At 75.0% G+C, this 14,515-nt stretch carries 14 protein-coding genes; 3 read left to right on the top strand and 11 right to left on the bottom strand.

Features of this window, described 5'->3' with window-relative positions; all coding sequences use genetic code 11:
• Window positions 1-7: 7 nt before the first annotated feature.
• The 6 genes from KPL57_RS40520 to kdpF are packed head-to-tail and all read right to left on the bottom strand — an operon-like array spanning window position 8 to window position 7,727.
• Complete coding sequence (locus tag KPL57_RS40520; protein ID WP_308253085.1) at window positions 8-709, bottom strand: response regulator; 702 nt, start codon at window positions 707-709, stop codon at window positions 8-10.
• Complete coding sequence (locus KPL57_RS40515) at window positions 706-3,219, bottom strand: DUF4118 domain-containing protein (protein ID WP_226355734.1); 2,514 nt, start codon at window positions 3,217-3,219, stop codon at window positions 706-708. The genes KPL57_RS40520 and KPL57_RS40515 overlap by 4 nt, the downstream gene beginning before the upstream one ends.
• A 23-nt stretch (window positions 3,220-3,242) precedes the next feature.
• Window positions 3,243-3,851 carry a potassium-transporting ATPase subunit C gene (locus tag KPL57_RS40510; RefSeq protein WP_226355733.1) on the bottom strand — a complete coding sequence of 203 codons (609 nt, stop codon included), beginning with the start codon at window positions 3,849-3,851 and terminating at the stop codon, window positions 3,243-3,245.
• Entirely contained in the window at window positions 3,851-5,941 is a 2,091-nt protein-coding gene (kdpB, locus tag KPL57_RS40505; RefSeq protein WP_374203866.1) for a potassium-transporting ATPase subunit KdpB, read from the bottom strand. The genes KPL57_RS40510 and kdpB overlap by 1 nt, the downstream gene beginning before the upstream one ends.
• Window positions 5,942-5,982: 41 nt before the next feature.
• Entirely contained in the window at window positions 5,983-7,665 is a 1,683-nt protein-coding gene (gene kdpA / locus KPL57_RS40500) for a potassium-transporting ATPase subunit KdpA (RefSeq protein ID WP_226355732.1), read from the bottom strand.
• Window positions 7,665-7,727 carry a K(+)-transporting ATPase subunit F gene (kdpF, locus tag KPL57_RS40495; RefSeq protein WP_238590245.1) on the bottom strand — a complete coding sequence of 21 codons (63 nt, stop codon included), beginning with the start codon at window positions 7,725-7,727 and terminating at the stop codon, window positions 7,665-7,667. Before kdpF ends, kdpA begins: the two co-directional genes overlap by 1 nt.
• A gap of 370 nt (window positions 7,728-8,097) precedes the next feature.
• On the opposite strand from kdpF, the gene KPL57_RS40490 reads away from it, so the two are divergent.
• On the top strand, window positions 8,098-8,490 hold the full coding sequence (locus KPL57_RS40490; RefSeq protein ID WP_226355731.1) for a hypothetical protein: 393 nt from the start codon (window positions 8,098-8,100) through the stop codon (window positions 8,488-8,490).
• A gap of 44 nt (window positions 8,491-8,534) precedes the next feature.
• Window positions 8,535-9,581, top strand: coding sequence for a magnesium and cobalt transport protein CorA (locus tag KPL57_RS40485; RefSeq protein WP_226355730.1), 1,047 nt, complete (start codon window positions 8,535-8,537; stop codon window positions 9,579-9,581).
• 40 nt (window positions 9,582-9,621) lie between these two features.
• Here the strand turns inward: KPL57_RS40485 and KPL57_RS40480 are convergent, their stop codons facing one another.
• Window positions 9,622-10,809, bottom strand: coding sequence for a hypothetical protein (locus tag KPL57_RS40480; RefSeq protein WP_226355729.1), 1,188 nt, complete (start codon window positions 10,807-10,809; stop codon window positions 9,622-9,624).
• Window positions 10,806-11,123 carry a PadR family transcriptional regulator gene (locus KPL57_RS40475; protein ID WP_226355728.1) on the bottom strand — a complete coding sequence of 106 codons (318 nt, stop codon included), beginning with the start codon at window positions 11,121-11,123 and terminating at the stop codon, window positions 10,806-10,808. Before KPL57_RS40475 ends, KPL57_RS40480 begins: the two co-directional genes overlap by 4 nt.
• A gap of 203 nt (window positions 11,124-11,326) precedes the next feature.
• On the opposite strand from KPL57_RS40475, the gene lysA reads away from it, so the two are divergent.
• Window positions 11,327-12,661 (top strand): diaminopimelate decarboxylase, encoded by a 1,335-nt coding sequence (gene lysA / locus KPL57_RS40470; protein WP_226355727.1) that lies wholly within the window; start codon window positions 11,327-11,329, stop codon window positions 12,659-12,661.
• Window positions 12,662-12,674: 13 nt separating this feature from the next.
• Here the strand turns inward: lysA and mutM are convergent, their stop codons facing one another.
• Genes mutM through rpmF form a run of 3 tightly spaced genes read right to left on the bottom strand, consistent with a single transcriptional unit; the run spans window position 12,675 to window position 14,500 of the window.
• Window positions 12,675-13,553, bottom strand: a complete 879-nt coding sequence (gene mutM, locus KPL57_RS40465; RefSeq protein ID WP_226355726.1) for a bifunctional DNA-formamidopyrimidine glycosylase/DNA-(apurinic or apyrimidinic site) lyase — start codon at window positions 13,551-13,553, stop codon at window positions 12,675-12,677.
• A gap of 6 nt (window positions 13,554-13,559) precedes the next feature.
• On the bottom strand, window positions 13,560-14,309 hold the full coding sequence (gene rnc / locus KPL57_RS40460) for a ribonuclease III (RefSeq protein ID WP_226355725.1): 750 nt from the start codon (window positions 14,307-14,309) through the stop codon (window positions 13,560-13,562).
• Between the two features lie 8 nt (window positions 14,310-14,317).
• Window positions 14,318-14,500, bottom strand: coding sequence for a 50S ribosomal protein L32 (gene rpmF, locus KPL57_RS40455; protein ID WP_020626225.1), 183 nt, complete (start codon window positions 14,498-14,500; stop codon window positions 14,318-14,320).
• Between the last annotated feature and the right edge of the window lie 15 nt (window positions 14,501-14,515).

The raw sequence follows: 14,515 nt of genomic DNA, 5'->3' as shown, positions 1-14,515 counted from the left end.
GACCGGCTCAGCCGTCGAACCGGTACCCCATCCCCGCCTCCGTGATCAGGTACTTCGGCCGCGACGGCACCGGCTCCAGCTTGCGCCGCAGCTGGGCGAGGTAGACCCGCAGGTAGTGGGTCTCGGTGCCGTACTGCGGGCCCCAGACCTCGCGCAGCAGCCGCTTCTGCTCGACGAGCTTGCCGCGGTGGCGCACCAGCAGCTCCAGGATCCCCCACTCGGTCGGGGTCAGGTGCACCTCGGCGCCGTCGGCGCGCGCGACCGTCTTGGCGGCCAGGTCGACGGTGAAGTCCGCGGTGGTCACGACGGCCTCGCCGTCGACGGTCGACACGGCGGCGCGGCGCACCGCGGCCCGCAGCCGGGCCAGCAGCTCGGACATCCCGAACGGCTTGGTCACGTAGTCGTCGGCGCCGGCGTCGAGCGCCCGGACCTTGTCGGTGGAGTCGGTGCGCGCGGACAGCACGATCACCGGCACCGTGCTCCAGCCGCGCAGCCCCTCGACGACCTCGGTGCCGTCGAGGTCGGGCAGCCCCAGGTCGAGCACGACGACGTCCGGGTGCCCGTCCGCGGCCGCCCGGAGCGCGGCGGAGCCGTCGGCGGCGACGAGCACCGTGTAGCCGTGCGCGGTGAGGTTGATCCGCAGGGCCCGCAGGATCTGCGGGTCGTCGTCGACGACCAGCACCCGCACGCCGTTGCCGCCCCCGCTCACCGGGCCACCCCCACCGGCGCGGCGGGCAGCGAGACGACGACGGTGAGACCGCCGCCCGGGGTGTCCTCCGCGGTCAGCTCGCCGCCCATCACCACGGTCAGCCCCTGCGCCACCGACAGCCCCAGGCCGAGCCCGGACGTCGCGTCGCGGTCGCCGAGGCGCTGGAACGCGGCGAACAACGCGTCGCGCTCGCGCGGTGCGACACCGCGCCCCCGGTCGACGACGCGCAGCTCGACCCGGTCGGAGTAGGCGCTGGCGCGCAGGAACACCTCGGTCCCGCCGTGCCGCAGCGCGTTGTCCACGACGTTGGCGAGCACCCGGTCGAGCAGGCCCGCGTCGGCGAGCACGTCGGGCAGGTCCTCGTCGATCTCGACCCGGACCCGGTCGGCGCCCTCCAGGCCGAGCAGCGCGGTGGCGGCGACCTCGTCGTAGCCGACCGGGGCCAGCAGCGGGGTCACCGCGCCCGCGGCGAGCCGGGAGGAGTCGAGCAGGTTGTCGACCAGGCCGGTGAGCCGGTCCGCGGACTCCTCGACGGTCGCCAGCAGCTCGGCGCGGTCCTCCGGTCCGAGCGGGAGGTGCTCGTCGCGCAGGCTGCTCGCGGCGGCCTTGATCGAGGTCAGCGGGCTGCGCAGGTCGTGCCCGACGGCCGAGAGCAGCGCGCCGCGGGTCTCGTTGGCGGCCGCGCGACGCTCGGCGTCGGCGGCCCCGGCCTCGGCGCGCTGCCCGCGCAGCGCCAGCAGCGCCTGCCCGCCGACGACCTCCAGCAGCCTGCGGTCGGCCGCGGGCAGGGCCCGGCCGGTCCCGACCAGGTGCAGCCCCTCGTCGACGACGACGTCCACGTCGGCCTTCTCCGGCCGGTCGCACGCCCCGGCGTCGCCGGTGCAGGCGACCCGGCGCCATACCCGGTCCTCGCCCTGTTCGAGCAGTGCCACCGACTGCAGCGCCCAGGTCTCGCGGACCCGGTCCAGCAGCCGCGGCAGCGGGTCGGACCGGGTCAGGACGGTCCGCGCGAACGACGCCAGCAGCGCGGCCTCCGCCCGGGCCCGCGCCGCCTGCTCCGCCCGCCGGGCCGCCCGGTCGACGACGAGCGCCACCAGCACCCCCACCAGCAGCATCGTCGCCACGGTGATGACGTTGCCGGGGTTGGCGATCGCGAGGGAGTACAGCGGCGGGGACAGGAAGAAGTTCAGCAGCAGCCCGCCGAGCAGCGCCGCGAGCAGCGCCGGGCCGAGCCCGCCCGCCAGCGCGGCGAGCACGGTCGCGAGGAAGTAGAGGACGACGTCGGTGGACAGGTCCACCCAGTCGGTCAGCGCGATCCCGAGCAGGGTCGCCGCCGCCGGGGCGAGCACGGCGGTCGCCCAGCCGACGGCCTGCCGGCCCGCGGGCAGCCCGCTGCGCAGCCTCGGCAGCCGCAGGGCCCGCCCGGCGGCGGAGTGGGTGACCATGTGCACGTCGATCGGGCCGGACTCCTGCACCACCCGCGCCCCGATGCCGGGGTCGAACACCCGGGCCAGCCGGGAGCGCCGGGAGGTGCCCAGCACCAGCTGCGTGGCGTTGGCCCCGCGGGCGAAGTCGAGCAGGGCGTCGTCGACGGACTCCCCGACGACGGTGTGGAAGCTCGCCCCGACCCCCTCGGCCATCCGCCGCACCCGGTCCGCGGCGAGCACCGGCGCCCCGGCGCGGCCGGGGACCAGGCCGTCGCCGCGCAGCACGTGCACCGCCATCAGGTCGGCGCCGCCGGAGCGTTTCGCGATCCGCGCGGCACGGCGCAGCACCGTCTCGGACTCCCGGCCACCGGTCAGCGCGACGACCACCCGCTCGCGGGTCTCCCACACGTCGGACACCTGCTGCTCGGTGCGGTAGCGGCGCAGCACCACGTCCACCTCGTCGGCGATCCACAGCAGCGCGAGCTCCCGCAGGGCGACGAGGTTGGGCACCCGGAAGTAGTGCGCCAGGGCGGCGTCGACGCGTTCGGGCGGATAGACGTTGCCGTGCGCGAGCCTGCGGCGCAGCGCCTCCGGGGTGATGTCGACGATCTCGATCTGCTCGGCGCGGCGGACCACGTCGTCGGGCACCGTCTCCTGCTGGCGGGCCCCGGTGATGGTCTCGACGACGTCGCCGAGGGACTCCAGGTGCTGCACGTTGACCGTGGAGATGACGTCGATGCCGGCGTCGAGCAGCTCCTCCACGTCCTGCCAACGCTTGGCGTGGCGCGAGCCGGGCGCGTTGGTGTGGGCGAGCTCGTCGACCAGCACGACCTGGGGGCGCCGGGCCAGGACGGCGTCGACGTCCATCTCGTGCAGCTCGGTGCCGCCGTGGAGCACGGTGCGCCGCGGGACCGTCTCGAGGCCGTCGAGCAGCCCCGCGGTGCGCTCCCGCCCGTGGGTCTCGACGACCCCGACGACCACGTCGGCGCCGCGCCCGAGCCTGCGGTGGGCCTCGCCGAGCATGGCGAAGGTCTTCCCGACCCCGGGCGCGGCACCGAGATGGATGCGCAGTTCTCCCCTCACCCGGCCATTGTGGTCCCGTCCCACTACCGCGCGTCCCGCACGGACAGGTTGAGTTCGGTGACGTCCACCCGCGGCTCCCCGAGGAAGCCCAGGGTGCGCCCGCTGGTGGCGTCGGCGACGAGCTCCTGGACCCGCGACAGCGGGAGCCCGGTGACGCGGGCGACGCGCGGCGCCTGGAGTGCGGCGTAGGCCGGGCTGATGTCGGGGTCGAGCCCGGAGCCGGACGCGGTGACGGCGTCGGTGGGGACGGCGGCGGGGTCGACGCCCTCCCGGGCGGCGATCACCGCCCGGCGCTGCTGCACCGACTCCAGCAGGCCGGTGTCGAAGCCGCCCTTGTTGGAGCCGCCGGAGGTCGTCGTGTCGGCCGGGCCGAGCCCGGCCTCGGCCGTCGACGTCGACGACGGGCGGGTGTGGAAGTAGGGGTCGGCCGCCGGGTCGGCGGCGACCGGGTCGATCCCGATCAGCGACGAGCCGGTGCCGCCGGGGAGCACCGAGCCCTCGGCCTGCGTGGAGAGCCCGGGGAGGCGGGAGACGCCCCAGATCGCGAGCGGGTAGACGATGCCGCACAGGACGGTCATGACGAGGAGCAGGCGCAGGCCGGTCGCGGTCTGGCGGCGCAGGGTGGTGAGCATCAGATCCCCGGGACGAAGCGGACGAGCAGGTCGATGAGGAAGATCCCGACGAACGGGGTGACGACCCCGCCGAGGCCGTAGATCAGCAGGTTGCGCCGCAGCAGCGACGCCGCCGACGACGGCCGGTACCGCACCCCGCGCAGGGCGAGCGGGATCAGCGCGACGATCACCAGCGCGTTGAAGATGACCGCGGAGAGGATCGCGGACTCCGGCGTCGCCAGGCCCATGACGTTGAGCAGCCCCAGCGACGGGTACAGCGTCACGAACATCGCGGGCAGGATCGCGAAGTACTTCGCGAGGTCGTTGGCGACCGAGAACGTCGTCAGCGCGCCGCGGGTGATCAGCAGCTGCTTGCCGATCTCGACGATCTCGATGAGCTTGGTCGGGTCGGAGTCCAGGTCCACCATGTTCCCGGCCTCCTTGGCGGCGGAGGTGCCGGTGTTCATGGCGACGCCGACGTCGGCCTGGGCGAGCGCGGGCGCGTCGTTGGTGCCGTCTCCGGTCATCGCGACGAGCCTCCCACCCTCCTGCTCGCGGCGGATGTAGGCGAGCTTGTCCTCCGGGGTGGCCTCGGCGATGTGGTCGTCGACGCCGGCCCGGGCGGCGATCGCGGCCGCGGTGCGCGGGTTGTCACCGGTGACCATCACGGTGCGGATGCCCATGGCCCGCAGCTCGGCGAAGCGCTCCGCCATGCCGGGCTTGACGACGTCGGACAGCTCGATCACGCCGAGCACGGCCGCACCGTCACCGCCGGGGCCGGAGGCCCGGGCGACGACCAGCGGGGTCCCGCCGCCGTCGGAGATGGACTCGACCAGACGGTCCGCCTCGGCGCGGTCGGTGACCCGCGCCCAGTCCAGGACCGCGGCCGCGGCGCCCTTGCGGACGACACCGCCCGGCAGGTCGATGCCCGACATCCGGGTCTGCGCGGTGAACGGCACGAACTCGGCGACGGCCTCGGTCGCGTCGGCCTCCGGCGGGAGGCCGTGCTCGGCCGCGCAGAGCTCGACGATGCTGCGGCCCTCGGGGGTCTGGTCGGCGAGGCTGGACAGCCGCGCGGCGCGGGCGAGCTCCTCGACGCCGGTGCCGCCGACCGGGTGCAGCGCGGTGGCGCGCCGGTTGCCGAAGGTGATGGTGCCGGTCTTGTCGAGCAGCAGGGTGTCGACGTCGCCGGCGGCCTCGACCGCGCGTCCGGAGGTGGCGAGCACGTTGCGCTGCACGAGCCGGTCCATCCCGGCGATGCCGATCGCCGACAGCAGCGCCCCGATGGTGGTCGGGATCAGGCAGACCAGCAGCGCGGTGAGCACCAGCAGCGGCACCTGGGTCCCGGCGTAGGCACTCATCGGCGCGATCGCGGCCACCGCGAGCAGGAAGATGATCGTCAGCGCCGACAGCAGGATGGTCAGGGCGATCTCGTTCGGCGTCTTCTGCCGGGCGGCGCCCTCGACGAGCGCGATCATCCGGTCGACGAAGGACTCCCCCGGCTTCGTCGTGATCCGCACGACGATCCGGTCCGAGAGCACGGTGGTGCCGCCGGTGACGGCGCAGCGGTCGCCGCCCGCCTCCCGGATGACCGGCGCGGACTCGCCGGTGATGGCGGACTCGTCGACCGAGGCGATGCCGTGCACGACATCGCCGTCGCCGGGGATCGTCTCCCCCGCCTCGACGACGACGAGGTCACCGAGGCGCAGCTGCGCGCCGGGGACCTGCTCCTCGGCGGCGTCGCGGTCGGCGGGCGAGTCGGTGACCAGCCTGCGGGCGACGGTGTCGCGCTGGGTGGCGCGCAGCGAGGCGGCCTGGGCCTTGCCGCGCCCCTCCGCGACGGCCTCGGCGAGGTTGGCGAACAGCACGGTGAACCACAGCCACACCGCGACGAGCACCGCGAAGACGCTCGGGTCGGCGACGGCGAGCACCGTGACCAGCACGGACCCGACCCAGACGACGAACATGACCGGGTTGCGGGCCTGCACCCGCGGGTCGAGCTTGCGCAGGGCCTCGGGCAGGGCGGCCAGCAGCTGGCGGGGGGCGAACGCCCCGGCGGCGACCGGCGTCGCGCTCGGCGGTGCCGTCTGCGGCTCGGTCGTCACGGACACGGGTTCCTCCGACTCGGCGCGGTGGTGGTGGTGGGTGGCGGTCACGAGAGGGCCTCGGCGATCGGGCCGAGCGCGAGCGCCGGGAAGAAGGTCAGCGCGGACACGAGCAGCACGGTGCCGCCGACCAGGCCGGCGAACAGCGGGCCGTCGGTCGGGAGCGTCCCGGCACCGGCCGGGACGCGGCGCTGGCGGGCCAGCGAGCCGGCGAGTGCCAGCACCGCCAGCATCGGCACGAACCGGCCGAACAGCATGGCCAGCCCCAGCCCGGCCTGGAAGAAGTCGCTGGTCGCGGTGAGCCCGCCGAACGCGGAGCCGTTGTTGTTGGCCGCCGAGGCCCAGGCGTAGAGGACCTCGGAGAAGCCGTGCGCACCGGTGTTGCCCAGTGCTCCCGCGGTGCCGGGCAGCGCGATGGCCAGGCCCGCGCCGATCAGGACGAACGCGGGCATGACCAGGATCGACACGGCGGCGTAGGTGATCTCGCGCCGGCCGAGCTTCTTGCCCAGGTACTCCGGGGTGCGCCCGACCATCAGCCCGGCCAGGAACACCGCGATGACCGCGAGCACCAGCAGGCCGTAGAGCCCGGAGCCGACGCCGCCGGGGGCGACCTCGCCGAGCAGCATGTTCAGCAGCGCGACGCCGCCGCCCGCCCCGGTGAGGCTGTCGTGGGTGGCGTTGACCGCGCCGGTGGACGTGCCCGTGGTGGACACGACGAACAGGGCGGAGCCGGGGATGCCGAAGCGCACCTCCTTGCCCTCCATCGCCCCGCCCGCGGCGAGCGCAGCCGGGCCGTTGGGGTGCAGCTCGGCGAGCCAGGTCGCGGCGAGGAACAGCGCCCACAGCCCGCCCATGACCGACAGCAGCACGACGCCCTGGCGGACCCGCCCGACCAGCACGCCGAACGTGCGGGTCAGCGCGACCGGGACGACGAGCATCAGGAAGATCTCGAGCAGGTTCGACAGCGGGTTCGGGTTCTCGAACGGGTGCGCGGAGTTGGCGTTGAGGATGCCGCCGCCGTTGGTGCCGAGCTCCTTGACCGCCTCCTGCGAGGCGGCCGGGGCGAGCGCCAGGGTGTGGACGCTGCCGTCGACGGTGGTCACGTCGACACCGGACCGCAGCGACTGCACCACGCCGGTGGCGACGAGCACGACCGCGGCGACGGCGGCGATCGGCAGCAGGATCCGGACGACGCCGCGGGTCAGGTCGACCCAGAAGTTCCCGATCCGGCCCCCCTCGTCGTCGCCGGTCGCGCCGTGGGAGACGAAGCCGCGGACCAGCGCGACCGCGACCGCCATGCCGACGGCGGCGGACACGATGTTCTGCACGGTCAGCCCGGCCATCTGCACGGTGTGGCCGAGCACCTGCTCGGGCACGTAGGACTGCCAGTTCGTGTTGGTCACGAACGACACCGCGGTGTTGAACGCCATCGCGGGCGACACCGAGGTGGCGCCGTCGGTGCCGCGGCCGAACCCGAGCGGGAGGAAGGCCTGCAGCCGCTGCATCAGGTAGAGCAGCGCGATCGAGACGAACGAGAAGCCCAGCACGCCCGCGGCGTAGGTCGTCCAGCGCTGCGGGGACGCGGCGTCGATCCGGCAGACCCGGTAGACGAGCCGCTCGACCCGCCAGTGCCGGGTGTCGGTGTAGACCCGCGCCATCCAGTCGCCCAGCGGCTTCCAGGTCACGGCGAGCAGCGCCACCAGCGCCGCCGCCTGCGCGAGCCCCGCCATCAGAACCGCTCCGGGCGGAGCAGCGCGATCACCAGGTAGACCAGCAGGGCCAGGGCGAGCACACCCCCGGCGATGTTCGCGATCACAGCTTCTCCATCCCGCGCAGGGTGAGCGCGAGGACGGCGAAGGACGCCACCAGCAACGCGATGTAGGCCAGGTCGGCCACGGGACTCTCCTCGGTCGTGCCCACCCGCCGGCATGTCCGGCGGGCTGCGGGGATCGTGCGCCGCACCGGGGGTCGCGCCCACGGCGATGACGGCGGATTGACGCCCACCGGGTCGCGCGTTGACGCGTTCTTGACGCCCGGTGGTGGCCATCACGCCCCCCGGACGGGCGGTCGGTCTCAGGAACCCGTCAACACACGCGCGTGACGACGCCAACACCGCGTCAGGAGCCCGGCCGGTCCGCCGCCGGGGGCGCACGCTCCCGCGCATGCTGCAGCGCCGCCCCGCCCGTCCGGTCCCGCCGCCGCCCCTGTCCGGGGGCGCCGGTTTCGTCGCCGCGATCGCCACCGGCGTCGCCGCGGGGCTCGCCTCCGGTGCCGCGGGGGCAGCCGGTGCGGGGCCCGGCCTCGTCGCCGCGGTCGCGGTCGCCGTCGCGGTGGTGGGGACGGCGGCGCTCGCCGTCGCGACGACGGCGGCCGGTGCGCTGGCCGCCGCGGCGGTCTGCTGGGGGTTCGCCGACGGCTTCGGGCTGCACCGCCTCGCCGAGCTGCACACCGGCGCGCGGGACCTGGAACTCCTGGCCGGGCTGCTGGCGACCGCGCTGGTCACCCACCTCGTCCCGGCGGTTGCGCGGCACAGCGCTGGTTACCCTGCTCGGTGACGGCCCGGGCACCCGCCCGGCCGGCCCGGCGGGGAGGTCTGTGCATGTCGGTGATCGACAACGCGGTCTACGTCGACGGCAAGCGGGCGGCGGCGCCCGACTCCGTCGACAGCGCGGTCGAGGCGCTGCAGGGCTGCCGTGCCGACCACGGCGGCGACGCACCCGCGTTCTGCTGGATCGGCATGCTGCGGCCGGGCGTCGACGAGATCCACCAGGTCGCGGCGGAGTTCGGGCTGCACGCGCTGGCGATCGAGGACACCGTCAACGCCCACCAGCGGCCCAAGCTGGAGCGCTACGGCAGCACCGAGTTCGTGGTGCTGCGCCCGGCCCGCTACGTCGACTCCGACGAGGTCGTCGAGATCGGCGAGGTGCACCTGTTCCTCGGCCCGGACTTCGTCATCACCGTCCGGCACGCCGCCGAGCCGCAGCTCGGCGAGGTCCGCGACCGGCTGGAGGGCGACCCGGACCTGCTCTCGCACGGCCCGATGGCGGTGCTCTACGCGGTGCTGGACCGGGTCGTCGACGACTACTTCCCCGTCCTCGACGGCCTGCAGGACGACATCGACGAGATCGAGGTGCAGGTCTTCCGCGGCGACCCGAACGTGTCGCGGCGCATCTACCAGCTGACCCGGCAGGTCATCGCGTTCCAGCGGGCCGTCGAGCCGCTGCAGGAGATCTTCGTCGAGCTGCGGGCCCGGTTCGCCAAGTCCGGCGACGCCCCGGACCTGGAGCTGCGCCGGGCCATGCGCGACGTGATCGACCACGCCACCCGGGTGCGGGAGCGCGTCGAGGGGTTCCGCGACCTGCTCGGCAACATCCTGACGGTCAACTCCACCCTGGTCGCGCAACGGCAGAACGAGGAGATGACCCGGCTCACCGAGGCGGGCTTCGCGCAGAACGAGCAGATGAAGCGGGTGTCGTCGTGGGCGGCGATCCTGTTCGCGCCGACCCTGATCGCCGGCATCTACGGCATGAACTTCGACGAGATGCCGGAGCTGCACTGGGCGCTGGGCTACCCGATGGCCATCGGGCTGATGCTGCTGCTCGGGCTGGGGCTGTACCTGGCGTTCAAGCACAACGACTGGCTCTGAGGGCCGGGCGTCCACCCCCCGTGGACGCCCGGCCCCCGGCTCAGCCGCCGGCCCCGGGTGTGGCCGGTGCCGGGGTCGCCTGCGGCGCGGTCGGCGGCGCCTGCGTGCTCGGACGGGCCGCCGTGGTCTGCGGGATCGTCACGACCAGCGGCGGCGGGGGCACGGTCACGCACTCCCCCGACGACGGGTCGGTCGTGCGCACACCCTGCGGGTACGGCCCGGGTGCCGGGGCGGTCGAGGTGGCCGCGGAGCCGTCGGTGGGGCAGTACCCGTCGTCGACGGCGAGCGGGCGGCCGTTCTCGTCGAACAGGTAGACCCCGGTCAGCGGCCTGCCCTTCGCGTCGAAGGGCCGCACGTCGGACACCGTGTTCCCGTCGAGGGTCAGCCCCGGCGGCGGCGTGTACGACGAGACGTCGGTGTCGCGGTCCTGCCCCTGGGCCAGCACCCCGGCCACCAGCAGGCCCGCGGCCAGTGCGTTCAGCGGCACCACGGCCCACAGCAGCCGGCGGTCGGCCGCGCTGCGGCGGCCGAGCAGCACCGACAGCGGAACCGCGGCGACGGCGAGGACGACGGTGATCAGCAACCCGGCGGACCCGCCCCCGCCGAACACCCATCCGACGAAGCCGGCCGCGACCAGCCCGCGCAGCACCCACCAGCCGGGCTGGAGGGTCAGGACGAACGCGCCGACCCCGCCGTCGTCGCGGGTCCGGGCGATCCGCTCCCGCAGCGCCACCACCGACGGCAGCGCCGCGACCGACGGCTGCCCCGGCCCGTCGGACCACACGGCGAGCGCCCCGGCCCCGGCGGCCAGTGCCGCGAGGAACATCGGGAGCGCCGCCGAGGGCCCGACCTGCCACACGGCGAGGCCCGCGAGGACCATCAGGCCGGTGGCGCCGAGGAGCGCGATCACCGCGAACCACGCCCCGCCCGTGCGGGGTCGTTCGGCGGGCGCCTGCGGGGCCGGATAGCCCGCCGCGGCGCGCAGCTCCGCCGCGTAGGCCTCCGGCGTGCCGAGGCGCTCGCGGACCGCGGCCCGGCCGAAGCCGGGGCCCAGCTCGTCGGAGAGGTCGGCGAGGTGGCCCCGCGCGTCCTCGACGATCTCCTCGACCTCCGCCGGGGGCAGGTCGGACAGCGCCTCCCGCAGCCCGAGCAGGTACTCGGTGCCGACCGGGTCGCCGATCCGGGTCGTGGCGGCGCCGTCGGGGCCGCCGGTGCCGTCGGTGCTCACGTGCCCACCAGGCCTTCCATCGTGGTGGCGAACGCGCGCCACCGGTCGGTCGTCTCCTGCAGCCGGGTCCGGCCCGGCTCGTTGATCGCGTAGTACTTGCGGTGCGGCCCCTCCTCACTGGGGACGACGTAGGAGGTCAGCAGACCCGCACCGTAGAGCCGGCGCAGCGTGCCGTAGACCGACGCGTCCCCCACCTCACTGAGCCCGGCCGCGCGCAGCGCGCGGACGACCTCGTAGCCGTACCCGTCCTCGCGGTCGAGCACGGCGAGCACCGCGAGATCGAGCACTCCCTTGAGCAGCTGACTGGTGTCCATCGCACCTCCTTGCGCACCGAAGAGTACTACGCAGTGCGCAGTAGTGCGCGCACCACTGCACCCTGTGCGTGTCAAGGTGCCGCCAGCGGTGGCACCGGCCGCGTCAGGGCGGCGTAGCGGGAGCGGGCACGGAGGCGCCCGCGGGGTGACAACGGAGGGGCACGGCGCCCGCACCGGGCGCCCGCCACCAAGGAGTCATCCCGGTGACCCTCGCCGACCTGCTCCCCTCCCTCCGCCCGACGCTGGCCGCCCGCCTCGAGCCGGGCCTGTGGCCGGTCACAACCCGCGCGACCTCCGACGGCGCCCTGCAGATCGGCGGGGTCGACCTCGCCGAGCTCGCCGCCCGCTTCGGCACCCCGGTGCAGGTGCTCGACACCGCCGACGTCCGCGCCCGCTGCCGCGCCTACCGGGCCGCGCTGCCCGACGCCGAGATCGTCTACGCCGGCAAGGCGTTCCTCTGCCGCGGGATGGCCCGCCTGGTCGCCGACGAGGGCTGCTCGGTCGACGCCTGCTCCGGCGGCGAGGTCGCGGTGGCCGCGGCCGCGGGGCTGCCCGGCGACCGGATCGTGCTGCACGGCACCGTCAAGACCGACGAGGACCTCAAGGCGGCGTTCGCCGCGGGCGTCGGGCGGATCGTGCTGGACTCGGCGGCGGAGGTCGACCGGATCGCCGCGCTCGCGCCGCACCGGCAGAAGGTGCTGCTGCGGATCAGCCCGGACGTCGACGCCGGCACCCACCCGGGGCTCACGACCGGCACCGCGTCGTCGTGGTTCGGGATGCCGCCCGCCGAGGCGTGCGAGGTCGCCGGACGGGTGCTGGCCCGCCCCGAGCTCGAGCTGGCCGGGCTGCACTGCCACCTCGGCTCGCAGGTGCCGTCGGTGTCGCGCTACGAGCGCGCCGCGGTCCGGATGGTGGGCGTGATCGCGGCGCTGCGCGCGCGGTACGGGATCACCGTCGCCGAGCTGGACCTGGGCGGCGGCCACGCGGTCGGCTACGCCGAGGGCGAGCCCTGCCTGGACCCGGCGGCCTTCGGCCGGGCCGTGCGGGGCACCCTGGCCCGGACCTGCGCGGCGCACGGGATCGACGAGCCGCGGCTGCTGGTCGAGCCGGGACGCGCGGTCGTCGCCCGGGCCGGGGTGACGCTCTACCGGGTCGGCGCCGTGCAGCGCTGCGGCGACGGCCGCACCACCGTGCTGGTCGACGGCGGCATGAGCGACGACCCGCGCCCCGCCCTCTACGGCGCCCGCTACCCGGTCCGGCTCGTCGGGCGCGCCACCCGGGCGCCGCTGGAGACGGTCCGCGTGGCGGGGCGGCACTGCGAGTCCTCCGACGTGATCGCCGACGGCGTCCGGCTGCCCGCCGACGTCGCGCCCGGGGACCTGCTGGCGGTGCCGGTGTCCGGCGCGTACCACGCGTCGATGGCCTCGACCTACAACCAGGTCCCGCGACCGCCGGTGGTCGCCGTCGCCGCGGGGGCGTCGCTGCCGCTGCTGCGCCGCGACACCCCGGAGGACCTGCTGCGCCGCGACTGCTCCTGACCTCGGGCGCCGGTCAGCGACGGGGCCGCGGCGCCGGCTGGCACCGCGGGCAGGTGAACGACGAGCGGTTCATGAACGCGTCCCGGCGGATCGGGGTGCCGCAGCGACGGCACGCCCGGTCCGCCTGGCCGTAGACGTTCAGGGAGCGGTCGAAGTAGCCCGAGGCGCCGTTGACGTTGACGTACAACGCGTCGAAGGAGGTCCCGCCCTGGGCGAGCGCCTCGTGCATGACGGTCGTCGCGGCGTCGAGGACGGCGTGGCCCTGGGCCCGGGTGAGCTTCTCGGTGGGCCGGGTGCCGTGCAGCCGGGCCCGCCAGAGCGCCTCGTCGGCGTAGATGTTGCCGATCCCGGAGACGACGGTCTGGTCGAGCAGCGCCCGCTTGACCTCGGTGCGACGGCGACGCAGCGCCGCGACGGCGTCGTCGGCCGAGAACGCCGGGTCCATCGGGTCGCGCGCGATGTGCGCGACCGGCTCGGGCACCAGGCCGCCACCCGCGGCCGCGGCGAGCGGGTGCACCGACAGGCCGCCGAAGGTGCGCTGGTCGACGAAGCGGAGCTCGGGGCCGTCGTCGTCGAAGCGGACGCGGACCCGCAGGTGCTTCTCGTCGGGCGCGTCCGGGGGCTCGACGAGCATCTGCCCGGACATGCCCAGGTGCGCGAGCAGCGCGTCGTCGCCGGGGCCTGCGGTGTCCAGCTCCAGCCACAGGTACTTGCCGCGCCGCGCGGCCGCGGACAGCGTGCGCCCGGTCAGCCGGCCGGTGAAGTCGTCCGCGCCGGTCGGGTGCCGGCGTACCGCGCGCGGGTGCAGCACCTCGACGCGGGCGATCCGCCGGTCCAGCACGTGGTCGGCGAGGCCGCGGCGGACGACCTCGACCTCGGGCAGTTCCGGCATCGACGGCTACCGGGAGGAGCCGGCGCTCTCGTCGGACAGCGCGTGCCAGGCGATCTCTGCCGCCTTCTGCTCGGCCTCCTTCTTGGTGCGCCCCTCGCCGCTGCCGAGGTCACGACCCCCGACGACGGCGGTCGCGGTGAACACCTTCAGGTGGTCCGGGCCCTCCTCGTCGATCCGGTACTCGGGCACGCCGTGCCCGCCGGCGGCGGTGAGCTCCTGCAGGCTGGTCTTCCAGTCCAGGCCCGCGCCGAGCAGCGGGGCACTGTGCAGCAGGTCCGCGAACAGCCGGTGGATCAACTCGCGGGACGGCTCGAGGCCGTGCGCGAGGTACACCGCGCCGAGCAGCGCCTCGGTGGCGTCGGCCAGGATGCTGGCCTTCGACCGGCCACCGGTCAGCTCTTCACCGCGCCCCAGGTACAGGTACGCGCCGAGGCCGTGCGGCCCGTCGTCCGGCGTCGGCAGCGCCACCGCGACGGTGGCGAGCGCGTGCATGTTGACCACGCTCGCGCGCAGCTTCGCCAGCTGCCCCTCGGGCAGGTCCGGGTGATCCCGGTAGAGCCGCTCGGTGATCACGATCGACAGCACCGAGTCGCCCAGGAACTCCAGGCGCTCGTTGGTCGGCAGTCCGCCGTGCTCGTAGGCGTAGGACCGGTGGGTCAGCGCCAGCGTGAGCAGCGCCTCGTCCAGGTCCACACCGAGTGCGGACAGCAGAGGTGACCGGTCCGTCACCGGACCGGTCACGCTCTTGTCGCCCACTGCTGCGATCAGGCCGGGCTGGTGACCTGACGGCCGTCGTACTGCCCACAGGTCGGGCAGGCGATGTGCTGCAGCTTCGGCTCACGGCAGGCGCGGTTCGAGCAGGCGACCAGGGTCGGCGCAGTGGCCTTCCACTGCGACCGGCGCGCACGCGTGTTCGACCGCGACATCCGGCGCTTGGGAACGGCCATGATGACACTCCTCGG

The organism is Pseudonocardia sp. ICBG601, assembly GCF_020496245.1.
Note: the sequence above shows the minus strand (reverse complement) of the source record. Positions and strands in the feature narration are given on the sequence as shown.